This is a genomic window from Streptomyces sp. NPDC041968 (assembly GCF_055589025.1).
On record NZ_JBVJCB010000013.1, the window covers coordinates 20,479 to 44,012 of the forward strand.

Genomic DNA, 23,534 nt, shown 5'->3' on the forward strand with positions numbered 1-23,534 from the left:
AGACTGGGGCCATGCGCATTGTGGTTCTGGCAGGCGGCATCGGCGGTGCCCGGTTCCTGCGTGGTCTGAGGCAGGCCGCGCCGGACGCGGACATCACGGTCATCGGCAACACCGGGGACGACATCCACCTCTTCGGGCTGAAGGTCTGCCCGGACCTCGACACGGTGATGTACACGCTCGGCGGCGGCATCAACGAGGAGCAGGGCTGGGGGCGGGCCGACGAGACCTTCCACCTGAAGGAGGAGCTCGCGGCGTACGGCGTCGGCCCCGAGTGGTTCGGGCTCGGCGACCGGGACTTCGCCACGCACATCGTGCGGACCCAGATGATCACCGCGGGCTTCCCGCTCAGCGAGGTGACGCAGGCGCTCTGCGACCGCTGGAAGCCCGGGGTGCGGCTCATCCCGATGAGCGACGACCGGGTGGAGACCCATGTCGCCGTCGAGCTGGACGGGGAGCGCAAGGCGGTCCACTTCCAGGAGTACTGGGTGCGGCTGCGCGCCTCGGTCCCGGCGGAGGCGGTCGTCCCGGTCGGCGCCGACCGGGCGAAGCCGGCGCCCGGCGTCCTGGAGGCCATCGCCGAGGCGGACGTCATCCTCTTCCCGCCGTCCAACCCGGTCGTCTCCATCGGCACGATCCTCGCCGTGCCCGGCATCCGGGAGGCGATCGCCGAGGCCGGGGTGCCGGTGATCGGCCTGTCCCCGATCGTCGGGGACGCGCCCGTGCGCGGGATGGCCGACAAGGTGCTCGCGGCGGTCGGCGTGGAGTCCACGGCGGCCGCGGTCGCCGAGCACTACGGCTCGGGGCTGCTCGACGGCTGGCTGGTCGACACGGTCGACGCGGAGTCCGTCACGCGCGTGAAGGCGGCCGGCATCCTCTGCCGCGCCGTCCCGCTGATGATGACCGACCTCGACGCGACGGCGCGGATGGCCCGGGAGGCGCTGACGCTGGCGGAGGAGGTGCGGGAGGCGTGAGCGGTGTCCTGCGAGCCGCTGCTCCCGGTGGCTCCCCCGCCGACCGGGAGGGCTACCGGGTGTGGGCGGTCCCCGGTCTGCCGGAGGTGCAGCCGGGCGACGACCTGGCCAAGCTGATCGCGGCGGCCGAGCCCGGGCTGACCGACGGGGACGTGCTGCTCGTCACCTCGAAGATCGTGTCCAAGGCCGAGGGCAGGATCGTCCGGGCCGCCGACCGGGAGGCCGCGATCGACGCGGAGACCGTACGGGTGGTGGCCCGGCGCGGCGCCCTGCGCATCGTCGAGAACCGGCAGGGCCTGGTCATGGCGGCGGCCGGGGTCGACGCGTCCAACACGCCCGCCGGGACGGTGCTGCTGCTCCCCGAGGACCCGGACGCCTCCGCGCGCGGCATCCGCGCCGGTCTGCGCGACGCGCTGGGCGTGGACGTCGGCGTCGTCGTCACCGACACGTTCGGGCGGCCCTGGCGGGCCGGGCTCACGGACGTCGCGATCGGCGCCGCCGGGGTGCGGGTCCTCGACGACCTCCGCGGCGGCACGGACGCGCACGGCAACGCGCTCGGTGCCACCGTCGTCGCCACCGCCGACGAGCTCGCCGCCGCGGGCGACCTGGTCAAGGGCAAGGCCGCGGGGCTGCCCGTCGCCGTCGTGCGCGGGCTGCCCCTGGTGGTCACCGGGGACGACGGCGAGGGCGCGCGGGCGATGGTGCGCGGCGCGCGCGACGACATGTTCCGGCTGGGCACGTCGGAGGCGGTGCGGCAGGCGGTGACCCAGCGCCGTACGGTACGGGCCTTCACCGACGAGCCGGTCGATCCCGGCTCCGTACGCCGGGCGGTGGCGGCGGCCGTGACCGCGCCGGCCCCGCACCACACGACGCCGTGGCGCTTCGTGCTGCTGGAGTCGCCCAAGGCCCGCACCCGTCTGCTGGACGCGATGCGGGACGCCTGGATCGCGGACCTGCGGCGGGACGGCAAGAGCGAGGAGTCGATCGCCAAGCGGATCCGGCGCGGGGACGTGCTGCGGGGCGCGCCGTACCTCGTCGTCCCCTGCCTGGTGACGGACGGATCGCACACCTACGGGGACGCCCGGCGGGACGGCGCCGAGCGGGAGATGTTCGTGGTGGCCACCGGCGCCGGTGTGCAGAACCTGCTCGTCGCGCTGGCCGCGGAGCGGCTGGGCTCCGCATGGGTCTCCTCGACGATGTTCTGCCGGGACGTCGTGCGCGAGGTACTGGAGCTGCCGGACGACTGGGACCCGATGGGCGCGGTGGCGGTCGGTCATCCGGCCGAGGAGCCGAAGGCGCGACCGGAGCGGACCGCGGAGGCGTTCATCGAGGTGCGGTGAGCTGTCCGGGCGAGCCTCTACCCTCGTAGGGTCTGCGTCATCAGCACCCTCTCCCCGTCTCGAGGACCTCACCCGTGGCAGGACGCTTCGCCCCCCGGCCCACGCGCGCCACCGTGCGCGGTGGCGAGGCCGTCGTACCCGCGCCCGCGAACGGGGTGCCCCGCCAGCCCGGCGCGCCGGGCAGGGCGAGGGTGTGGGTGCCGGACGGCCCGCTGGAGCTGGGGCTGGCGCTCGGCCCGCTGCGACGCGGGCCGGGTGATCCGACGTTCCGCACGACGCCGGACGGATCGGTGTGGCGGGCCAGCCGCACGCCCGCCGGGCCCGGCACGCTGCGGGTCACCGCGCGCGGCGGCGAGGTGCGGGGCGAGGCCTGGGGGCCGGGGGCGGAGTGGCTGCTGGAGTGGCTGCCGCGGATGCTGGGGGCCGACGACGATCCGTCCGCGTTCGTGCCCCGGCACCGGCTGCTGGCGCTCACCGCGCATCGGCGGCCGGGGCTGCGGCTGACGCGGACCGGGCTGGTGCTGGAGTCGCTGATCCCGTCGATCCTGGAGCAGAAGGTCACGACGCTGGAGGCGTACCAGGCGTGGCGGCTGCTCGTGCGCAGGTTCGGGGAGCCGGCGCCGGGGCCCGTGCCCGGGCGGATGTATGTCATGCCGGCGGCGCGGACGTGGGCGCTGATCCCGTCCTGGGAGTGGCACCTGGCCGGGGTGGACGACAAGCGGGCCTCGACGATCCTGCGGGCGGTGCGGGTCGCCGCCCGGCTGGAGGAGGCGGCCGGGATGGAGCCGGCGGCGGCGCGGGAGCGGCTGGAGCTGGTGCCGGGGATCGGGCCGTGGACGTCGGCGGAGACCGTGCAGCGCAGTCACGGTGCGGCGGACGCCGTGACGGTCGGGGACCTGCATCTGCCGGGGATCGTGGGGTTCGCGTTGGCCGGGGACCGGGACGCGGACGATGCCGCCATGCTGAGGCTGCTGGAGCCGTACGCCGGGCAGCGGCACCGGGCGGCTCGGCTGGTGCTGCTGAGCGGGCGGGTGCCGCCGAGGCGGGCCCCGCGGATGGCTCCGCGGGGGATCGAGCGGTTCTGAGGGGGCGTGCCCCTCTGGGTGGGTGACACTTGCCGGCGCTGGCCGGGCGCCGCTGCGCCCACCCGTGCCGCCCAAGCGGCAAGACTGCCCGCAGCTACGGGGCGGCACGGGTGGGTCGTGGGGTCAGGCGTCCGGGGAGAAGCGCAGGGAGGCCGGGGGGATGTGGGCGTCGCACCAGATGCGGGCGCCCGAGCGGAGTTCGTTGTCGGCGCCGATGACCGCGCCGTCGCCGATGACCGTGTCCGTCAGGACGGAGCGGGTGCCGACGCGGGCCCGGTTGCCGATCAGCGAGTCGGTGATGACGGCGCCCGGCTCGATGACCGCGCCCGGCAGGATCGTGCTGCCGAAGACCCGCGCCCCCTCCGCGACGAAGGCGCCCTCGCCGACCACCGTGCCGCCGGCGAGCTTGGCGTCGTGCGCGACGCGCGCCGTGGGCAGGACGAGACGGTCGCCGCACCGGCCCGGTATCGCCGGGGACGGGGCGCGGCCGAGGACCAGGTCCGCCGAGCCGCGCACGAAGGCCGCCGGAGTGCCCAGATCAAGCCAGTACGTGGAGTCGACCAGGCCCTGGAGGTGCGCTCCGGTGGCCAGGAGGTCGGGGAAGGTCTCGCGTTCGACGGACACCGGGCGGCCCGCCGGGATCGTGTCGATGACCGAGCGGCGGAAGACGTACGCCCCCGCGTTGATCTGGTCGGTGACGATCTCCTCGGGGGTCTGCGGCTTCTCCAGGAAGGCGAGCACCCGGCCCGTGTCGTCCGTGGGGACCAGGCCGTACGCCCTCGGGTCGGTCACCTTCGTCAGGTGCAGGGAGACGTCCGCGCCCGTCGTCTCGTGGGTGCGGACCAGCGCGCCGATGTCCAGGCCCGTCAGGATGTCGCCGTTGAAGATCAGGACGGGGTCGTCCGGGCCCGAGTGGAGCCGGGAGGCCACGTTGCGGATCGCGCCGCCCGTGCCGAGCGGCTCCTCCTCCGTGACGTACTCGATGTGCAGGCCCAGGGCCGAGCCGTCGCCGAAGTACGGTTCGAAGACCTCGGCGAGGTAGCTCGTCGCGAGGACGATGTGCTCGACGCCCGCCGCCTTGGCCCGCGCCAGCTGATGCGTGAGGAACGGCACTCCCGCCGCCCTGACCATGGGCTTCGGGGTGTGCACCGTGAGCGGCCGCAGCCGCGTGCCCTTGCCGCCGACCAGGAGGATCGCTTCTGTCACCTGTCGTCTCTGCTTCCTGCCGGGACCGGCCGAACTGTCTCTTTCGGCCGGCCAGTGTATGCAGACCGTTCCACGGCGCCTTCGGTGGTCGTGCGGTGTTCCGCCCTCAGCGGCCCTGGTACTTCGCCGCCGTCGAGCGGCTCGTGCCGAGTTTGGCGTAGAGCTTCTTGCCCGGACAGCTCGTGGCGAAGCCGTCGCGGTGACCGGAGATGACGTTCAGTCGTACGTTCTTACCTTTTCGGTAGAGATTCCCGCCACCGGACTTCAGGTAGGTCTTCCCGCGCGGATTCATGCCGTAGAGACCGAGCTTCCAGGCGGTGAGCTTGGCGATCGCCTTCACGGCGGCCGACGACGGCTTCTTGGAGCCGTAGGTGCCGAGGACGGCGATGCCCATGCTGTTGGAGTTGAACCCCATGGTGTGGGCGCCCAGTACCGCCTTGGACACGCCACCGGCGCGTCCCTCGTAGATCTTTCCGCACTTGTCGACGAGGAAGTTGTAGCCGAGGTCGCGCCAGCCCATGCTGTTGACGTGATAGCGGTAGATACTGCGGATGACTGACGGCGCCTGCTTGCAGGTGTAGTTGTTGCCGGTGGCCGAGTGGTGCACGAAGGCCGCCTTGACCTTCTTCGTGTACACGAACTTCTTCTCCCGCAGCTTCTCGTTCGCGCCCCAGCCGCGGCGCGTGGTGATGCCGGGGCGGGGGCCGATGTACGGCTTGGCCCGCTGCTCCGTCGTCAGTGCGTCGGCGCCCGCGGAGAGGAGCGCGGCCTCGGTCTGGGCGCGGTTCAGGGCCGGGATCTCGGTGGCGCCCAGCGGAGCCAGCCCCGCGTTGACGGCGGAGGCGGCGACCGCCTCGGCGGACTCCGCGGTCGTGACGGCGGTGCGGGGGCCGTCCTCCGCTCCCGGGGCCGCCGCGGGACCGGTGCCCGCGCCGGGGTCGACGAGTTCGAGGCGCATGCCGGTGGGAAGCGGGGAGGCGGCGAGCGGGGCCGGGCCGGCGGCCCTGGCCGTCCTGGCGGGGTCGGCGGCCCGGACGGACTCGCCCACGGCGTCGGTCGCCGGGGCGCCGGCGGGGACGTCGGCCGTCGTGGTCGCGGCCCCCGGGGTCTCCGGGGTGCTCTCCGCCCGTACCCGCACCTCCACACCGTCGGACTCGCCCACCCACAGCGGGGCGGTGGCACCGCGGACACGGCCCGAGGTGCTCTCGGCGCTGCCCGGGTCGGCGGCGTGGTCGGCGTTGTGGGTCTCCAGTTCCTGCCAGTCCGACCAGGTGCCGGTCGCGGTGGCGCGGGTACGGACCTGGACCTGTCCGTGCAGTTCCGTGGCCGGGTTGTCCCAGACGACACCGACCAGCGAGAAGTGCCGAACGTCCCGGCGGGGGACGCCCTGTTCGGCCGCACCGGGGGCGCGGTCGCGAGCGGTTGGGGTGAGGGGCAGCGACTGGGTGCTGCCGGGGACGGACGCCTCGGCGGGCACCGTGGCACCGTTCGTGGGCCGGGCCGCGGAGGAGGCCGCCGCGGGCGGGGCGAGCGGGAGGGCCAGGGCCGCCGCGCACGTGACACCGATCGAGGAAGCAAGGAATCCACGCATGCCCCTGATCGTGGATATCCACGGACAAATCTGTCCATCCGTAACCTGACGGCCCACCGGCCGTTTTCGTCCGAACCGGTGGCCGTGCGGTACGCCGTACGCCCGGTGCGCGCCCGGCCGCCCGCGTACGCTTGCCCGGGTGAACTCGACCGACCGCACCCCTGCCGACCTGCTGAGTTCCGCGCTCGCCGCGGACCCCGGACGCCCCCTGGTGACCTTCTACGACGACGCCACCGGCGAACGCGTCGAACTGTCCGTGGCCACCTTCGCCAATTGGGTGGCCAAGACCGCCAACCTGCTCCAGGACGAACTCTCCGTCGAACCCGGCGACCGGGTCGCGCTGCTGCTGCCCGCGCACTGGCAGACCGCGGTGTGGCTGCTGGCGTGCGCGTCGGTGGGTGTCGTCGCCGACGTGGCGGGCGACCCGGCCGCGGCCGACGTGGTGGTGAGCGGGCCGGAGCCGCAGGCGCTGGAGGCGGCGCGGGCGTGCTCGGGCGCGCGGGTGGCGCTGGCGCTGCGGCCGCTCGGGGGCCGGTTCGTGCCGCGCGCCCCCGAGGGCTTCGCCGACTACGCCGTGGAGGTGCCGGGGCAGGGCGACCGCTTCGTGCCGTACGCGCCGGTCGACCCGGAGGCGCCCGCGCTGATCGTGGCCGGACGGGAGTTCAGCGGGGCGGAGGTCGTGGAGCGGGCCCGGGCGGAGGGGTCGGGGCTGGGGCTCACGGGGCCCGGGGCGCGGATCCTGTCGGGGTTGCCGTACGACACCTGGGAGGGGCTGAGCGCGGGCCTGTACGGGCCGTTGGCCAGTGGCGGCTCGGTGGTGCTGTGCCGGCACCTCGACCAGGCGGGGGCGGAGGTCCTGGACCAGCGGATCGAGGCGGAGCGGGTCACCGCCACGGCCCGGTGACCGCGGCGGCGCGCCTCCGGCACCGTGCCTCCGGTCGCACCTCCCCGGCCCCGTGACCCGCCCCCGCAGTCCCGGCCCGCGCCCCGGCCCCGTCACCCCGGACCCGCGCCTCCCCCGTTCGGCCCACCCCCGTTCCTCCTCCGGCCTCCGTCCGGGCCATGGTCGTAGGAGCGCACGTGTGCGGGACGGAGGGAGACGTGAGCGATGACGACGCGGGCACACCCCCCGACGGTCCCCCGTCCGGGGCGTCGGCGACCGGGGACGGGCTGAGGCGTCGTCGGAGGCGGCGGCTGGGGTGCGGGGGGATCGCGGTCGCCGTGCTGGCCGTCGGCGCGGCCGGCGCGGGGTGGGCGGTGTACGCCAAACTGGACGGCAACATCACGGCGGACGAGGCGGCGGCGGCCGAACTCGCCCGGTACGACAAGGAGCGGCCCACCGCGCTGGTCCGCGGCGCGCAGAACATCCTGCTGATCGGGTCCGACTCGCGGTCCGGTGACGGCAACGCGCGCTACGGGCGCGACTCCGGCACCGAGCGGTCGGACACCACGATCCTGCTGCACCTGGCGGCCGGCCGGGACAGTGCCACCGCCGTCTCCCTCCCCCGCGACCTGATGGTGGACGTGCCCGGCTGCCGCCGCCCGGACGGCTCGCGCACCGCGCCCGTCTTCGCTCAGTTCAACTACGCCTACCAGGTGGGCGGTTCGGCATGCTCGATCCGTACGGTGGAGAAGCTGACCGGCATCCGGCTCGACCACCACGTGGTCGTCGACTTCCAGGGTTTCAAGAGGCTGGTCGACGCGCTCGACGGCGTCGAGGTGTGCCTGCGCGCACCGGTCGACGACGAGGACGCCAAGCTGAGGCTGCCCGCGGGCCGGGTGACGCTCGACGGGGAGCAGGCCCTCGGCTACGTGCGCGCCCGCAAGTCGCTCGGCGACGGCAGCGACACCGACCGGATGGACCGGCAGCAGCGTTTCCTGGGGGCGCTCGTCAACAAGGTGCAGAGCAACGACGTCCTGCTGAACCCGGTGAAGCTCTACCCCGTGCTCGACGCGGCCACCTCGTCCCTCACGACCGATCCGGACCTGGCGAGCCTGCGCGGTCTGTACGACCTCGTGCGCGGCCTGCGCGGCATCCCCACCGAACGGGTGCAGTTCCTGACCGTGCCGCGGGAGGCGTACGCGGGCGACGTCAATCGCGACCAGCTCGTGGAGCCGGACGCGGAGCGGCTGTTCACCCGGCTGCGGACGGACGAACCCGTGGCGATCGGGGCGGCGGGCGAGCGGGAGGAGTCGGCCGGGACCGGGGGCGCCCGTGAGCCCGGCCGGCTCGGCGAGTCCCCGGCGCCGACGTTCAGCGGCAACACCGCGGCGGAGGACATCTGCGGGTAGAACGCGGTCCAAGAGCGGGCAAGGCGTGCGCACGGCGGGGCCGGAGAGGGACCCCGCGAGGGGGACGGTTGTCCAGTGAATACGCCGGATTGCCCGGTTGTAAGGCTCGTGGAATGTGTCACTGCCACCGCCTCTCCGCGAGCGGGGCGGTTAGTGTGAGCCCTCCGGTGCGCCCGGCCCCGAGGTTCGTGCCCCGGGTCGCGCACCGGACCAGCGAGACCGGGCGCCCGCAGGGGAGGGCGCCGCGTGGCCCCGACGGAGGATTCGGACAACCGTGGACGCGCAAGGCCGTGGGCGGGCGGAGCACATCGACCCCGCAGACCAGTGGGTACTCAATCCGGTCACCGGCGAATACGAACTGCGACCGCCCCCTTCCGCACCGCAGTCGGCGGTCCCGGGCCCGCGCGGCGCCGCGCCCGGCGGATCGGGCCGGGCCACAGCCCCCGGCGGCTCGCGCGGCCGGGGCGCGCGGGCCTCCGCGCCCGCCCCCTCGACCGCGCCGGACCGTGACGTCCCCGGCCCCCGCAGGCGCCGTACGGCACCCGAGGAGCCGCCGCCCGGACGCCGGGGTCGCCGGCGGCCGGCGAAGAAGTCGAAGGGCAAGAAGGTCCTGCTGTGGAGCGGCGGCACCATGGCGTTCGTCGTCCTCGCCGCCGGCACGGCCGGGTACCTCTATCTGGAGCACCTGAACGACAACATCCAGTCCGTCGCCGACGACGGCGCGAGCACCGGTGGCTTCCAGAAGGACAAGGCGATCAACATCCTGCTGATCGGCACCGACAAGCGCACCGGCGCGGGCAACGAGGGCTACGGCGACACGGGCAGCGCCGGGCACGCGGACACCACGATCCTGCTGCACGTCGCCAAGGACCGCTCCAACGCGACCGCGCTCAGCATCCCCCGCGACCTGATCGTCGACGTCCCCGACTGCCCGACCACCCAGGAGGACGGGACGCAGAAGGTCATCCCCGGCTCCCCCGGCGTCCGCTTCAACACCAGCCTCGGCCAGGACGGCCGCACACCCAGCTGCACCATGCGCACCGTCACCGAGCTGACGGGGATCACGCCCGACAACTTCATGGTGGCGGACTTCAACGCGGTCAAGACCCTCACCTCGGCGGTCGGCGGGGTCGAGGTCTGCCTGGCCAAGGACATCGACGACCCGGACTCGCACCTGAAGCTGCCGGCGGGCAAGCACACCATCGAGGGCGAGCAGGCCCTCGCCTTCGTCCGCACCCGGCACTCCGTCGGCTTCGGCGGCGACCTGAGCCGCATCGAGATCCAGCAGCAGTTCCTCAGCGCCCTGATGCGCAAGCTCAAGTCCAACGACACGCTCACCAGCCCCTCGAAGATGGTGAAGCTGGCGGAGGCGGCGACCGAGGCGCTGACCGTCGACTCGAAGCTGGACAGCATCGGCAAGCTGAAGGACCTCGGGCTGGAACTGGGCAAGCTCAACACCAAGAACCTGACCTTCGCCACGGTGCCGGTGCGCGACAACCCCGCCGAGACGGTCAAGGCGACGGTCGTCCTCCAGGAGGGGCCCGCCCGACAGGTCTTCGACATGATCAGGGACGACGTCTCCTTCACCGAGGTCAAGAAGAAGGAGTCGGAGAAGGAGAAGAAGGAGAAGGCCGCCGTCGCCGCCCGCCTGGAGGGCGCGAAGTCCGACCCCTCCGAGATCCGCGTCCGCATCCTCAACGGCGGCGCCGCGGCCGGCAGCGCCCAGCAGGAGCTGAACCACCTCCAGACCGAGGCCGGCGTCACCAAGTCCGAGAACGCGGGCAACGCCGACACCGAACTGGCGAAGACCACCCTCGAGTACGCCCCCGACCAGGCCGACCAGGCCCGCGCCCTCGCCGAGATCCTCGGCCTGTCCGGCGCCGCCATGAAGCCCGGCGAGAGCGTCACCAACGCCCAGGGACTGCCCACGATGACCCTCACCCTCGGCAGGGACTTCAAGGAGCCGGGGGCCAAGCTCGACGCCACCGCCGTGAAGGCGCCCGAAGAGGTCCGCAAGTCCACGGCGGACAAGGTCGCGTGCGCGAAGTGACCTGAAGGGTCCCGCGTGCGTCTGACAGGGCGACAGTCCATCGGTGGCCCCGGGGACGGCCGGGGCGGGAGTCACCCTCCGGACCCTCCGGGAGACGAGCAATCCGTCGGGGCCGCCGTACAGCCAACGAGGGGGCCCGTACGTCCAACTGTGCGAAGAGGCGGCGCGCAGAGGCACGTACGCGGGTCCTAGGGTGGGAAGAGGGACATGACGCAGAGCAGTGTGCACGCAAAGGGGACCCGGCCCGACACCGCCCGGCGGTCCCGGCGGGCCGGGGGCGGGACGGGCGGTGCGGGACACGGAAGCGGCGACGGGGACGGCGACGGAAGCGGCAACGGCCACGGGAGGCGGTCCGGGCGGCGGCGGTCGGGCGGACGCCGCCACCGGGCGCTCCGCTGGTCCGCGACGACCCTGGCGGTGCTGATACTCGGGACGGCCGGCGCCGGTTACCTCTACTACGAGCACCTGAACGGCAACATCGAGAAGGGCGAGCGCAGCAGCGGCGACTCCAAGGCGCAGCGGCCCGAGGCGAACGCGGCCGGGCAGCGGCCCCTGAACATCCTGATGGTCGGCTCCGACAGCCGGGCCTCGGACGCGAACGTCGCGCTGGGCGGCGGCAGGAACCACCGCGACAACCCGCCGCTGGGCGACGTGCAGATGCTCATCCACCTGGCCGCGGACCGCAAGAGCGCCGCGGTCGTGAGCATCCCCCGCGACACCCGGGTCGACATCCCCGCGTGCACGGACCCGGAGACCGACGAGGCGTACCCGGCGACCAACACGATCATCAACGAGTCCCTCGGCCGTGGCGGCGCCGGCTGCACCCTCGCGACCTGGCAGAACCTCACCGGTGTCTACATCGACCACTGGATGACGATCGACTTCGCGGGCGTCGTCTCGATGGCGGACGCCGTCGGCGGGGTCGAGGTCTGTGTGAACCAGAACGTGTGGGACCGCCCGCTGCCCGCCGTGCCCGGCGGATCGGGTCTGAAGCTGACCGCCGGCCGGCACAAGGTGCAGGGCGAGCAGGCCCTCCAGTGGCTGCGCACCCGGCACGCCTGGGGCAGCGACCTGCTGCGGGCGCGGGCGCAGCACATGTACATGAACTCGATGATCCGCACGCTCAAGCAGCAGAACATCTTCACCGACACCGGCCGGCTGATGGGCCTGGCCGAGGCGGCCACGAAGTCCCTGACGGTCTCCGAGGAGGTCGGTACCGTCAAGAAGCTCTACGACCTGGGCATGCACCTCAAGACGGTGCCGACGGACCGCATCACCATGACGACGATGCCGACCGTCGAGGACCCCCAGAACCGGAACCACCTGCTCCCGGCCCCCGACGCCGACAGGATGTGGGCGATGCTCCGCGACGACGTGTCCTTCGACGACAAGGGCGGCGCGGACGGCAAGGACGGCGGCAAGGACGGCGCCGGCGGCGAGGACGCGGGTTCCGGCGCGAAGCCCTCGCAGGACTCCGCCGCCCCCGACTCCGAGATCGGCGTCCTCGTCCGGAACGCGACCCGCTCGGCCACCCTCGGCCCGGTGACCGGACGCGCGGGCACGATCGCCCGGGCGCTGGTGGAGCAGGGCTTCGACAAGGCGGCCAAGGACTCCTCGGTCACGCCGTCCGAGGAGAGGACCGTGGTCCGCTATCCGACCGCGGAGTCGGCGGGCGACGCGCTGCGCGTCGCCGAGGCGCTGGGCATCCCGGCGACCTCGGTGCTCAAGTCCTCGGACGTGTCGGGGATCACGCTCGTCGTGGGAGCGGACTGGCGCTCCGGGACGTCCTATCCGAAACAGAGGACGCCCGAGGCGGGGGACCTGCCGGACACCAGCGACGCCCTCAACGGCTCGGACAGCAGCAAGTGCATGGACGTCTACAAGCCCTACCGCTGGTAGGAGCTGGTGGGGGCCTCGTGAATATAGGGGGGATTGCCCGCTTGTAGGGGCGCCGACTTCGTCACCGGTGTCGTTCGACGCTGAACCGGGCGGATAGTCTGAGCGCTCCAGTGCCCCCGCCGCGAGGTCCGCCCTGGCGTCGTGCACATGTTGACCCTTTATCGTGCGCCTTCCGGCAGAAGGTGCCGCGTGGCCCCGACGAAGGACTGGGAGACCGTGGACGCGCAAGGACGTGGGCGGGCGGAGAACGTCGATCCCGCAGACCAGTGGGTGCTGAATCCGCGTACGGGCGAATACGAACTGCGACTGTCCCCTTCCGCACCGCAGTCGGCCGTCCCGGCCCCCCGCCGGTCCGCCCCCCGTGCCAAGGACGCCTCGTCCGCCGCCGGCGGCACGGCCGGCTCGGCACGCCGTACGTCCGCGCCGGGCCGCGAGGTCCCGCCCCAGCGGCGCCGGCGCCCCGCGCCCGAGGGGCCGGTGCCGGGCCGGCGGGGTCGCCGGCCCGCGAAGAAGTCGAAGGGCAGGAAGGCCCTGCTGTGGGTCGGCGGCAGCACCGCGTTCGTCGTCCTCGTGGCCGGCGTGGGCGGCTACGTCTACCTCAAGCACCTCGAGGGGAACGTCTCGACGACGGACGTCGGTGACGCCGGCAGCAGCAGCTTCAGCAAGGACGAGGCCTTCAACATCCTCGTCATCGGCACCGACAAGCGCACCGGCGCGGGCAACGAGGGCTACGGCGACGCCGGCAGCGTCGGTCACGCGGACACCACGATCCTGCTGCACGTCGCCAAGGACCGCTCCAACGCGACCGCGCTCAGCATCCCCCGCGACCTGATCGTCGACATCCCCGACTGCGAGACCAAGCAGAAGGACGGCTCCACGGAGATCGTCCCCGGAGAGGCGGGCGTCCGCTTCAACCGGAGCCTGGGCGAGGGCGGCCGGGACGCGGGCTGCACCATGCGCACGGTGAAGGAAGCGTTCGGCATCCAGCCGAACCACTTCATGATGGCCGACTTCAACGCGGTCAAGACGCTGACCACCGCCGTCGACGGCGTCGACGTCTGCGTGGAGAAGGCCGTCGACGACCCGAAGTCCCACCTCAAGCTGCCCGCGGGTGAGTCCAAGGTGGAGGGCGAGCAGGCCCTCGCCTTCGTCCGCACCCGCCACGCCTTCGGCAACGAGGGCGACCTGGACCGCATCAAGGTGCAGCAGCAGTTCCTGGGCTCGCTCATGCGGAAGATGTCCTCCAGCGACACCCTCACCAGCCCCACGAAGCTGGTGAAGCTGGCCGAGGCCGCGACCAAGGCACTGACCGTGGACAGCGCCATCGGCAAGGTGGGCACGCTCAAGGACATGGCCCTGGAGCTGAAGAAGGTGCCGACGAAGAACATCACGTTCACCACGGTGCCGGTGCGCGACAACCCCGCCGAGAAGGTCAAGGCGACGGTGGTGGTGGACGAGGCGAAGGCCCCGCAGGTCTTCGACATGATCCGGAACGACATCTCCTTCACCGAGGTCAAGAAGAAGGAGAAGAAGGAGAAGGCCGCCGTCGCCGCCCGCCTGGAGGGCGCGAAGTCCGACCCCTCCGAGGTCCGCGTCCGCATCCTCAACGGCGGTGCCCCGGCCGGCAGCGCCCAGCTGGAGCTGAACCACCTCCAGACCGAGGCCGGCGTCACCAAGTCCGAGAACGCGGGCAACGCCGACACCGAACTGGCGAAGACCACCCTCGAGTACGCCCCCGACCAGGCCGACCAGGCCCGCGCCCTCGCCGAGATCCTCGGCCTGTCCGGCGCCGCCATGAAGCCCGGCGAGAGCGTCACCAACGCCCAGGGACTGCCCACGATGACCCTCACCCTCGGCAAGGACTTCAAGGGCGCGGGAGTGAAGCTCGACGCCACCTCCGTGGAGACACCGGAGCTGGACAAGTCGACGGCCGACCAAGTGCAGTGCGCCAGTTGACCTGACGGGCCCGTCGTACGTCTGACAGGACGGTGACGGGCCCGCGGGGTGGCGCGGGGGTGGGGAAGGACGCGAGATGACGCGGAGCGGTGTGCAGGGGGAGGACACGCGGCAGGGGGCCTCGGAGGCTTCCGAGCGTGCGGAGGCGGTACAGCAGGAGGGAGGTGACGAGGGCGAGGGCGGTGCCGAGCCCGGCAGACGCCGGGTGCGCGGACGGCGCCGGGTGCTCCGCTGGACGGCGGTGGCGCTCGGCGTGCTCATGGCCGGTACGGCCGGTGCCGGGTACCTCTACTACGAGCACCTCAACGACAACATCCGCAAGGACCCCCTCAACCTGGGCGACGCCAAGGTCGCCGCGCCCACGCCGAACGCGGCCGGGCAGACCCCGCTGAACATCCTGGTGATCGGCTCGGACGCGCGGGACAGCGAGGAGAACCAGCAACTGGGCGGCGCCCGCGAGACGTTCGGGTCCACGCCGCTGGCGGACGTGCAGATGCTGGTGCACCTGTCCGCGGACCGCAGCAACCTGTCGGTCGTCAGCATGCCGCGCGACACCCTGGTGAAGGTCCCCAAGTGCACCTCCCCGGACGACGGCAAGGTGTACCCGGCGAGCCAGGGCCGGGTGATGACCAACCAGAGCCTCGGCCACGGCGGTCCGGGCTGCACGGTGGCCACCTGGGAGGAACTCACCGGCATCCACATCGACCACTTCGTGATGGTCGACTTCGCCGGCGTGGTGTCGATGGCGGACGCCGTCGGCGGCGTACCGGTGTGCGTGGACGCCAACATCCACTCCCGCGACGGCCAGGGCCACGGCTCCGGCCTGAAGCTGGAGAAGGGCACCCACCCGGTGCAGGGCGAGCAGGCCCTGCAGTGGCTGCGCACCCGCTACGGCTTCGAGGACGGCAGCGACCTCGCACGGGCGAAGGCCCAGCACATGTACCTCAACTCCATGGTCCGGGTGCTGCGCGAGAACGCGACCCTGAGCAGCCCGAACAAGCTGCGCAGGCTGGCCGAGGAGGCCACCCGGGCGCTCACCGTCGACCCGGGCCTGGACACCGTCAAGAAGCTGTACGACCTCAGCAACGAGCTGCGCAAGGTGAAGCCGGAGCGCATCACCATGACCACGATGCCCAACCGCTACGTGGGCGCCCGCGTGGAGCCGACCGAGGACGCGGAGCAGCTGTTCCGGCTGGTGCGCGAGGACATCGCCCTGGACGGCAAGGACGCGGGGAAGAAGGAGTCCGCCGCGGAGACGACCCCTCCGGCGGACCCCGCGGCCCCCGACGACGCCATCGCGGTGCAGGTCCGCAACGGCACCCGCACCGACCGCCTCGGCACGGCCCCCGGCCGCGCGAACACCGTCGCGGGGCTGCTGGTGGAGCGGGGCTTCGACGAGGCGGTGGCCGACCCCTCCGTGCTGCCGAGCGAGGCCCGTACGGTCGTCCGCTACCCGAGCGCCGACCTGGAGGGCGACGCCCGGCGGGTCGCCGAGTCCCTGGGTGTCCCGGCGAGTTCGGTGCGGCGCTCGACCGACGTCTCGGGCGTCACGCTGATCGTGGGCGCCGACTGGCGCGAGGGGACGGCGTACGCGGCACCCGAGGCGGACGACACGACCCCCGACTCGGCCGAGGCCCTCAACGGCGCCGACGAGAGCGCCTGCATGCGCGTGAACCCGGCGTTCACCTGGTCCTGAGGGAGGTCAGCGCGCCTCGGCGGCGTCCGTGTCCGGCTGGACCGCCGGGCGCCGCGAGGCGATGACCTTCCTGGCCAGCGAGCGCGGGCTGGTCAGGAAGCCCCAGCCCCAGCACATGTGCATGGTCGCCAGTGCCACGGGGATCTGCGCCCGCGCCTTCAGCCCCAGCCCCTTGCCCGCCGGGACCGAGCCCGCGACGATCGCCGCCAGGTAGCCGCCGGGCACCACGAAGCCCCACGGGGTCAGCACCGCGCCCACCACGACACCGGCCGCGATGGCGCACACGGCCGTCGGCGGCGCGAGGTAGCGCAGGTTGATCGAGCCGGAGTGGTAGCGGGCGACGACGTGCCGCCAGCGGCCGTAGTTCTTGTACTGCTTGGCCAGGGCGCGCACGCTCGGCCGGGGCCGGTAGGAGACCCGCAGCTCGGGCGAGAACCAGATCAGGCCGCCGGCCTCGCGGATGCGGAAGTTCAGCTCCCAGTCCTGGGCGCGGATGAACTCCTCGTTGTACCCGCCCTGCCGCTCCAGCGCCTCGCGGCGGAAGACACCCAGGTAGACCGTCTCGGCGGGGCCCGCCTGCCCACCCGTGTGGAAGGCGGCGTTGCCCACCCCGATCTTCGACGTCATCGCGGCGGCGACGGCGTCCTCCCAGGCGTTCTCCCCCTCGGCGTGCATGATGCCGCCCACGTTCTGCGCGCCGGTCTCCTCCAGGAGCCGTACGGCGGTGGCGATGTAGTTCGGCGACAGCATGCCGTGGCCGTCCACGCGGACGACGACGGGGTGGCGGGAGGCCTTGATCGCGGCGTTCAGCGCGGCGGGCGTACGGCCGGTGGGGTTCGGCACGGTGTGCACGCGCGGATCCTCGGCGACGAGTTCGGCGGCGATCTCGTCCGTACGGTCCGTCGAGGGACCGAGGGCGATCACGACCTCCATCTCGCCTGCGTACTCCTGGGCGAGGATGGCGCGGACGGAACCGCGCAGGTGCCGCTCCTCGTCGAGGACGGGCATGATCACGGAAACGGCGGGCGGCCGCACGTCGGACTTGGCGTTCATCGGTGCTCACGTTACCGCGAACGGGGGACACGGGTGCGCGCCGCGGGGGCACGGACCCGGGCAGCAGATCGTATGGGCCTACGGTGCTCACGGATTCCACCCCCGGCCGCACGGCCCGTCCTCGCGGAGGTGTCACCTTGCCCACGCCGCCCCGCTCCCCCCGGGTTCCGGCCTCGTCCCCCCGCGGCGGCCCCCCGCCGCAGCGGGGCGGGCGACCGTCCCGGCGCCCGCCCCGGCCCCCCGCACGGCGGAGGAAGCCGCGCTGGGCCGTGCGGGCGGTGACCGCGCTGTCGGTGGTGGTGCTCGCGTCGGCGGGGATCGGGCACGCGGTGCTCTCCGGCCTCGACGCGGACATCTCGCGGGTGGACGCCTTCAAGGACATGAAGAACCGGCCGCGGGCGGGCGACGGCATGAACGTCCTGCTGGTCGGCACCGACGGCCGCGACAGCATCACCGCGGAGGAGCGGCGCCGGTACAAGCTGGGCGGCGCCCCCTGCCACTGCACCGACACGATCATGATCGTGCACATCTCGGAGGACCGGGAACGCGCGAGCGTGGTCAGCCTGCCGCGCGACTCGTACGCCGAGAGCCCCGACCACACCGACCGCACCACCGGTGAGCACCACAAGGGGCACCCGCTCAAGCTGAACGCGGCCTACGCCGAGGGCGGCCCGCAACTGACCATCCGCACGGTCGAGAACATGACCCGGGTGAAGATCGACCACTATCTGGAGGTCGACTTCACCAGCTTCATGAAGACCGTGGACGTGCTCGGCGGCGTGCGGATCTGCACCGCCCAGCCGCTCAAGGACCGCTACACCGGGCTGGACCTGCCCGCGGGCACCCACGAGCTGAAGGGCGGACAGGCGCTGCAGTACGTCCGCGCCCGCCACCTCGACGGGGCCTCGGACCTGAGCCGGATGAAGCGTCAGCAGCGCTTCCTGGCCGCCCTCATCGACCGGGCGACGTCCTCGGGACTGCTGCTGAACCCGATCAGGTTCCGCGACGTCACCCAGGCGGTGCTGGGCTCGGTCCGGGCCGACGAGGGCTTCGGCACCGACGAGATGCTGGCGCTGGGGCGGGCGATGCGGAACTTCTCGCCGTCCTCGTCGGAGTTCACCACCGTGCCGATCGGTCAGATGGGCTACGCCGTCAAGGGCGTCGGCTCGACCCTGAAGTGGGACCCTGCCAAGTCCGGGCGGATCTTCGACGCCCTGCGCGAGGACGAGCCGCTGACCGCGCCCCGGCCCAAGCCGAAGGGCCCGGCTCCGGTACGCGTGCCGGTGGACCCGAAGCAGATCCGGGTCCAGGTGGAGAACGGCACGCGCACCCCGGGCCTCGGCAGGCGGGTGGACGACGCCCTGGCCGCGACCGGGTTCCGCACCACCCGGGTGCCGCGGAACGCCGTCGACCGCGCGGTGCAGCGGACCGTCGTCGCCTTCGACCCCCGCTGGGACAACTCGGCGAAGTCGCTGGCCGCCGCCCTGCCCGGCAGCGAGCTGCGGCCGGTCAGGGGCCAGGGCCCGACGCTGAAGGTGATCGCGGGCGCCGGCTTCAAGGACGTGGCGAAGGTACGGCCGGCGGACCCGCCGCAGGAGTCGGGCACCGTGGTGCGCGGCGACGAGGTGGTGTGCGGGGAGAAGTGACCGCGCGGGCGGTCACCGGGGGCTACCGGGGCCACCGCGGGCTCAGTTGCCGGAGACGGTGACCTTCTCGTCGTTCTTGAGCTGCTCGACCAGCTGCTTCACCTTGGCGTCGTCCCACCTGAGGTTGCCCCCGACGCTGCCGGAGACCGGCATGTTCATCGAGGTGCCGTCGCCGCCGCTGACGCTCTTCATCGCCCAGAACATGCTCGCCAGGTCGAACAGGCCCATGTCCTTGTCGACGACGAGGGAGTCCAGGCCGGAGCCCATGGTCGGGTACAGCTTGAACGGGTTGAGGACGGTCGAGGGGGTGGCCACCTGGTTGGCCAGCGCCGACAGGAACTTCTGCTGGTTCTTCGTCCGGTCCAGGTCGGAGCCGGCCAGCGCGTACCGGGTGCGGACGAAGGCGAGGGCGTCCTCGCCGTTCAGGGTCTGCTTGCCCTTCTTGAGGTCGGCGCCGGACTTCGGGTCCTTGATGTCCTGCGGGATGTCCATCTCGACGCCGCCGACCGAGTCCACGATGTTGGCGAAGCCGGCGAAGCCGATCTCCACGTAGTGGTCCAGGCGCAGACCGGTGTTGTGCTCGACGGTGCGGACCAGCAGCTCGGGGCCGTCCTCCGCGTAGGCGGCGTTCAGCTTCACGCGCCGGCCGGTGCCCTCGTACTTCTTGCCGGACTCGGAGCCGACGAAGGAGGGGATCTCCACGTCCGAGTCGCGGGGCAGGGAGATCAGCGTCGAGCCGTTGTCCCCGGTGTGCAGGATCATCATCGAGTCGGTCCGCTTGCCCTCGGCGGAGCCGGTGTGCAGGTCCTTCTTCTGCTCGCTGGTCATGCCCTCGCGGCTGTCCGAGCCGACGATCAGGTAGTTCGTGCCCTCGCCGGCCCCCGGACGCTCGATGACCTTGGACAGGTCGACCTCGCGGTTGAGCTTGGAGTCGGCCCAGAAGTAGGTGCCGACGGTCGTCACCACGACCACGGTGGCCAGCGTGATCGCGGTCCACTTGATCCGGCGGCGCCAGTCGGGCGCGGGCCGGCCGGGACCGGGACCGCCGGCGCCGGGACCCCGGCCGCCCGGGCTGCCGTAGACCTGGCCGGTGTTGTACCCGCTGTCGTAGCCGTCCTGTCCGCCGTGGCCCTGGCCGTCGACGTACGACGGCTGCTGCGGCACCCCGCCGTACGGCGGGGCGGACTGCCCGGGCGGCGGCGCCGCGCCGCGGCGGACCTGGCGCATCACGCGCGCGCTCTCGGGCCGTGCGCTCGCGCTGCCGCGTCCGTACCGGTCGCCGCGGTTGTCGCCGGACCATCCCTCGGGCCAATCATTCATGCGCACCAGTGTGCAGGTCCGCCCCACGGCCCATACAAGGGTCGTCGGAAAATAGGGTCGGCGCTGTTGCGAAGCTGACACAAATCGCACGGCTGTCGCCCCGGCATAAGGTGGAGGCCATGACAGACCAGGCAGAACAGGCCTCGGCCGAGCGGCCGGCGGCTCCGGAGATCCCGGGCAAGCCGACCTCGGCCTCCCGCACCACCCTCAGCCACATCATGACCCACAGCGACACCAACCTCCTGGGGACGGTGCACGGTGGAGTGATCATGAAGCTCGTCGACGACGCGGCGGGCGCCGTGGCCGGTCGGCACTCCGGCGGCCCCGCCGTCACCGCGTCCATGGACGAGATGGCGTTCCTCGAACCGGTCCGGGTCGGCGACCTCGTCCATGTGAAGGCCCAGGTCAACTGGACCGGCCGCAGCTCCATGGAGGTGGGCGTGCGGGTCCTGGCCGAGCGCTGGAACGAGTCCACCCCGGCCACCCAGGTCGGCTCGGCCTACCTGGTCTTCGCCGCGGTCGACGCGGACGGCAAGCCCCGCACGGTCCCGCCGGTGCTCCCCGAGACCGAGAAGGACAAGCGGCGCTACCAGGAGGCCCAGATCCGCCGCACCCACCGCCTGGCCCGCCGCCGCGCGATCATGGAGCTGCGGGAGCGGCGGGTGGCGGAGGGCTTCGACGACTGAGCGTCCGGGCGCGCGCCCGGCCGGTTACGGAAGGTTGCGCGCCATGACGATGCGCTGGACCTGGTTGGTGCCCTCGTAGATCTGGGTGATCTTGGCGTCGCGCATCATGCGCTCGACCGGGTAGTCACGGGTGTAGCCGTAGCCGCCGAGGAGCTGGACGGCGTCGGTGGTGACCTCCATCGCCACGTCGGAGGCGAAGCACTTGGCGGCGGCGCCCTGGAAGGTCAGGTCGCTGTCGCCGCGCTCCGACTTGGCGGCGGCCGCGTAGGTGAGCTGGCGGGCGGCCTCGATCTTCATGGCCATGTCGGCGAGCATGAACTGGATGCCCTGGAAGTCGGCGATCGGCTTGCCGAACTGCTTGCGCTCCTTGACGTAGCCCTTGGCGTAGTCGAGGGCGCCCTGGGCGATGCCGAGGGCCTGGGCGGCGATGGTGATGCGGGTGTGGTCCAGCGTCTTCATCGCGGTGGCGAAGCCGGTGCCCTCCTCGCCGATCATGCGGTCGGCGGGGATGCGGACGTTGTCGAGGTAGACCTCGCGGGTCGGCGAGCCCTTGATGCCGAGCTTCTTCTCCGGGGCACCGAAGGAGACGCCCTCGTCGGACTTCTCGACGACGAAGGCGGAGATGCCCTTGGAGCGCTTGGTGGGGTCGGTCACGGCCATCACCGTGTAGAACTCCGACTCGCCCGCGTTGGTGATCCAGCGCTTGACGCCGTCGAGCACCCAGAAGTCGCCGTCGCGCACGGCCTTGGTCTTCATGCCGGCCGCGTCGGAACCCGCGTCGGGCTCGGAGAGGCAGTAGGAGAACATGCCCTCGCCCTTGGCGAGCGGGGCCATGTACTTCTTCTTCAGCTCCTCGGAGCCGGAGAGGATCACCGGCAGGGAGCCGAGCTTGTTCACCGCCGGGATGAGGGACGAGGACGCGCAGACGCGGGCGACCTCCTCGATGACGATCACCGTGGCGAGCGCGTCGGCGCCCGCGCCGCCGTACTCCTCGGGGACGTGCACCGCGTGGAGGTCGTTCGCGGTGAGGGCGGTGAGGGCCTCGCGCGGGAAGCGGGCCTCCTCGTCCACCGCGGCGGCGTGCGGCGCGATCTTCGCCTCGGCCAGGGAGCGGACGGCGTCCCGGAGCATGTCGTGCTCCTCGGACGGGCGGTACAGGTCGAAGTCAGCCGATCCGGCCAAGGTCTCTCACGCTCCAAAACGCTGTGATGCGGGGCATGCTAACTACCGTTAAGTAACTCAAATTTTAGGGCCCGCCCGCGCTCGTGGATAGGTGAGGTGGACGACAGCCGCCGAAGGGGTCCGCCCCGCGCCCCGGATATGCTCGGGCGCGCACCTGTGCCGTACACCTCTGGAGCACCCATGGCCCTCAAGATCACCGTGATCGGTACCGGTTACCTCGGCGCGACCCACGCCGCCGCCATGGCCGAGCTCGGTTTCGAGGTGCTGGGCCTGGACGTGGTGCCCGAGAAGATCGAGATGCTCCAGCGGGGCCAGGTCCCGATGTACGAGCCCGGTCTGGAGGAGCTGCTGGGCCGGCACGTCGCCGGGATCGAGGGCTCCACCGGCCGGCTGCGCTTCACCACCGACTTCGCCGAGGTCGCGGCCTTCGGCGACGTGCACTTCCTGTGCGTGAACACCCCGCAGAAGCACGGCGAGTACGCGTGTGACATGTCGTACGTCGACTCCGCGCTGGCCTCGCTCGCGCCGCACCTGACGGGCCCCGCGCTGGTCGTCGGCAAGTCGACCGTGCCGGTGGGCTCCGCCGACCGGCTGGCGGCCTACCTCGCCGCGCACGCGCCGGCCGGTGACGAGGCCGAGTTGGCCTGGAACCCCGAGTTCCTGCGGGAGGGCTTCGCCGTCCAGGACACGCTGCACCCCGACCGGATCGTGGTCGGCGTGCGCAGCGAGCGCGCCGAGCGGCTGCTGCGCGAGGTGTACGCCACGCCGGTGGCGGAGGGTTCGCCGTTCGTGGTGACCGACTTCCCGACCGCCGAGCTGGTGAAGACCTCCGCCAACTCCTTCCTCGCCACCAAGATCTCCTTCATCAACGCGATGGCGGAGGTCTGCGAGGCGGCCGACGGCGACGTGGCCAAGCTGGCCGAGGCGATCGGGTACGACGACCGCATCGGCCGGAAGTTCCTGCGGGCCGGCATCGGGTTCGGCGGCGGGTGCCTGCCGAAGGACATCCGGGCGTTCATGGCGCGCGCCGGTGAGCTGGGCGCCGACCAGGCGCTGACCTTCCTGCGCGAGATCGACTCGATCAACATGCGCCAGCGCGGACAGATGGTGGAGCTGACCCGGCAGGCGCTGGGCGGCGGCCCCTTCCTCGGCAAGCGGGTCGCGGTGCTCGGCGCCACCTTCAAGCCCGACTCGGACGACGTCCGGGACTCCCCCGCGCTGAACGTCGCCGGGCAGGTCCACCTCCAGGGCGCCCAGGTCACGGTCTACGACCCCAAGGGCATGGCGAACGCCCGGCGGCTGTTCCCGACGCTCGGCTACGCCGACTCCGCGCTGGAGGCGGTACGCGGCGCCGACGTCGTCCTGCACCTGACGGAGTGGCGGGAGTTCCGCGAGCTGGACCCCGAGGCGCTGGGCGAGGCGGTCACGGCCCGGGTGATCCTCGACGGGCGCAACGCCCTGGACCCGCAGGCCTGGCGGAAGGCCGGCTGGACGTACCGGGCGATGGGCCGTCCGACCGCCTAGGAGCGCGCTGCACGAAGGCGGCGCCGGTTCGGCCGAG

The 23,534-nt window shown here is 72.6% G+C and carries 17 protein-coding genes; 12 read left to right on the forward strand and 5 right to left on the reverse strand.

Annotated features, from left to right (window positions below):
• Positions 1-11 precede the first annotated feature (11 nt).
• The 3 genes from cofD to ACZ6EG_RS28100 all read left to right on the forward strand — a co-directional run bounded on the left by cofD (position 12) and on the right by ACZ6EG_RS28100 (position 3,396).
• Positions 12-971, forward strand: a complete 960-nt coding sequence (cofD, locus tag ACZ6EG_RS28090; protein WP_391971135.1) for a 2-phospho-L-lactate transferase — start codon at positions 12-14, stop codon at positions 969-971.
• Entirely contained in the window at positions 968-2,311 is a 1,344-nt protein-coding gene (locus ACZ6EG_RS28095) for a coenzyme F420-0:L-glutamate ligase (protein WP_391971134.1), read from the forward strand. The genes cofD and ACZ6EG_RS28095 overlap by 4 nt, the downstream gene beginning before the upstream one ends.
• A 74-nt stretch (positions 2,312-2,385) precedes the next feature.
• The gene (locus tag ACZ6EG_RS28100) at positions 2,386-3,396 is read left to right on the forward strand and encodes a DNA-3-methyladenine glycosylase family protein (RefSeq protein ID WP_391971133.1); all 1,011 of its coding nucleotides are present in this window, start codon (positions 2,386-2,388) and stop codon (positions 3,394-3,396) included.
• Positions 3,397-3,519: 123 nt separating this feature from the next.
• Here the strand turns inward: ACZ6EG_RS28100 and manB are convergent, their stop codons facing one another.
• Both manB and ACZ6EG_RS28110 read right to left on the reverse strand, forming a co-directional pair.
• On the reverse strand, positions 3,520-4,602 hold the full coding sequence (manB, locus tag ACZ6EG_RS28105) for a mannose-1-phosphate guanylyltransferase (RefSeq protein ID WP_469608624.1): 1,083 nt from the start codon (positions 4,600-4,602) through the stop codon (positions 3,520-3,522).
• Between the two features lie 106 nt (positions 4,603-4,708).
• On the reverse strand, positions 4,709-6,193 hold the full coding sequence (locus tag ACZ6EG_RS28110; RefSeq protein WP_391971131.1) for an N-acetylmuramoyl-L-alanine amidase: 1,485 nt from the start codon (positions 6,191-6,193) through the stop codon (positions 4,709-4,711).
• Positions 6,194-6,332: 139 nt separating this feature from the next.
• On the opposite strand from ACZ6EG_RS28110, the gene ACZ6EG_RS28115 reads away from it, so the two are divergent.
• The 6 genes from ACZ6EG_RS28115 (at position 6,333) to ACZ6EG_RS28140 (ending at position 16,086) form a co-directional block, all read left to right on the forward strand.
• Positions 6,333-7,097 carry a TIGR03089 family protein gene (locus ACZ6EG_RS28115; protein WP_391971130.1) on the forward strand — a complete coding sequence of 255 codons (765 nt, stop codon included), beginning with the start codon at positions 6,333-6,335 and terminating at the stop codon, positions 7,095-7,097.
• 158 nt (positions 7,098-7,255) lie between these two features.
• The gene (locus ACZ6EG_RS28120) at positions 7,256-8,485 is read left to right on the forward strand and encodes an LCP family protein (protein WP_469608629.1); all 1,230 of its coding nucleotides are present in this window, start codon (positions 7,256-7,258) and stop codon (positions 8,483-8,485) included.
• A 274-nt stretch (positions 8,486-8,759) separates the two neighbouring features.
• Positions 8,760-10,535 carry an LCP family glycopolymer transferase gene (locus tag ACZ6EG_RS28125; protein ID WP_469608633.1) on the forward strand — a complete coding sequence of 592 codons (1,776 nt, stop codon included), beginning with the start codon at positions 8,760-8,762 and terminating at the stop codon, positions 10,533-10,535.
• A gap of 207 nt (positions 10,536-10,742) precedes the next feature.
• Positions 10,743-12,434, forward strand: a complete 1,692-nt coding sequence (locus ACZ6EG_RS28130) for an LCP family protein (protein ID WP_469608636.1) — start codon at positions 10,743-10,745, stop codon at positions 12,432-12,434.
• Positions 12,435-12,650: 216 nt separating this feature from the next.
• Complete coding sequence (locus ACZ6EG_RS28135; RefSeq protein WP_391971159.1) at positions 12,651-14,390, forward strand: LCP family protein; 1,740 nt, start codon at positions 12,651-12,653, stop codon at positions 14,388-14,390.
• A gap of 76 nt (positions 14,391-14,466) precedes the next feature.
• Entirely contained in the window at positions 14,467-16,086 is a 1,620-nt protein-coding gene (locus ACZ6EG_RS28140; RefSeq protein WP_469608639.1) for an LCP family protein, read from the forward strand.
• Between the two features lie 6 nt (positions 16,087-16,092).
• Here ACZ6EG_RS28140 and ACZ6EG_RS28145 read toward each other — a convergent pair whose 3' ends face one another.
• On the reverse strand, positions 16,093-17,139 hold the full coding sequence (locus tag ACZ6EG_RS28145; protein WP_391971125.1) for a glycosyltransferase family 2 protein: 1,047 nt from the start codon (positions 17,137-17,139) through the stop codon (positions 16,093-16,095).
• 137 nt (positions 17,140-17,276) lie between these two features.
• Here ACZ6EG_RS28145 and ACZ6EG_RS28150 point away from each other — a divergent pair, with 137 nt between their 5' ends.
• Entirely contained in the window at positions 17,277-18,785 is a 1,509-nt protein-coding gene (locus ACZ6EG_RS28150) for an LCP family protein (protein WP_469608643.1), read from the forward strand.
• Positions 18,786-18,827: 42 nt separating this feature from the next.
• Here the strand turns inward: ACZ6EG_RS28150 and ACZ6EG_RS28155 are convergent, their stop codons facing one another.
• Entirely contained in the window at positions 18,828-20,105 is a 1,278-nt protein-coding gene (locus ACZ6EG_RS28155) for an LCP family protein (RefSeq protein WP_391971124.1), read from the reverse strand.
• Positions 20,106-20,224: 119 nt separating this feature from the next.
• On the opposite strand from ACZ6EG_RS28155, the gene ACZ6EG_RS28160 reads away from it, so the two are divergent.
• Positions 20,225-20,791, forward strand: a complete 567-nt coding sequence (locus ACZ6EG_RS28160; protein ID WP_356608778.1) for an acyl-CoA thioesterase — start codon at positions 20,225-20,227, stop codon at positions 20,789-20,791.
• A gap of 24 nt (positions 20,792-20,815) precedes the next feature.
• On the opposite strand, the gene ACZ6EG_RS28165 is transcribed toward ACZ6EG_RS28160, so the two are convergent.
• Entirely contained in the window at positions 20,816-21,973 is a 1,158-nt protein-coding gene (locus tag ACZ6EG_RS28165) for an acyl-CoA dehydrogenase (RefSeq protein WP_391971123.1), read from the reverse strand.
• A gap of 180 nt (positions 21,974-22,153) precedes the next feature.
• Between ACZ6EG_RS28165 and ACZ6EG_RS28170 the strand changes: the two genes are divergently transcribed.
• Entirely contained in the window at positions 22,154-23,497 is a 1,344-nt protein-coding gene (locus ACZ6EG_RS28170) for a UDP-glucose dehydrogenase family protein (protein ID WP_469608648.1), read from the forward strand.
• Positions 23,498-23,534 lie beyond the last annotated feature (37 nt).

What these genes read in the sequence shown, in the direction of transcription:
- cofD (WP_391971135.1), top strand. Translation starts at nt 12, where the DNA reads ATGCGCATTGTGGTTCTGGCAGGCGGCATCGGCGGTGCCCGGTTCCTG.
- ACZ6EG_RS28110 (WP_391971131.1), bottom strand. Translation starts at nt 6,193, where the DNA reads ATGCGTGGATTCCTTGCTTCCTCGATCGGTGTCACGTGCGCGGCGGCC.
- ACZ6EG_RS28120 (WP_469608629.1), top strand. Translation starts at nt 7,256, where the DNA reads ATGGTCGTAGGAGCGCACGTGTGCGGGACGGAGGGAGACGTGAGCGAT.
- ACZ6EG_RS28130 (WP_469608636.1), top strand. Translation starts at nt 10,743, where the DNA reads ATGACGCAGAGCAGTGTGCACGCAAAGGGGACCCGGCCCGACACCGCC.
- ACZ6EG_RS28140 (WP_469608639.1), top strand. Translation starts at nt 14,467, where the DNA reads ATGACGCGGAGCGGTGTGCAGGGGGAGGACACGCGGCAGGGGGCCTCG.
- ACZ6EG_RS28145 (WP_391971125.1), bottom strand. Translation starts at nt 17,139, where the DNA reads ATGAACGCCAAGTCCGACGTGCGGCCGCCCGCCGTTTCCGTGATCATG.
- ACZ6EG_RS28155 (WP_391971124.1), bottom strand. Translation starts at nt 20,105, where the DNA reads ATGAATGATTGGCCCGAGGGATGGTCCGGCGACAACCGCGGCGACCGG.
- ACZ6EG_RS28160 (WP_356608778.1), top strand. Translation starts at nt 20,225, where the DNA reads ATGACAGACCAGGCAGAACAGGCCTCGGCCGAGCGGCCGGCGGCTCCG.
- ACZ6EG_RS28170 (WP_469608648.1), top strand. Translation starts at nt 22,154, where the DNA reads ATGGCCCTCAAGATCACCGTGATCGGTACCGGTTACCTCGGCGCGACC.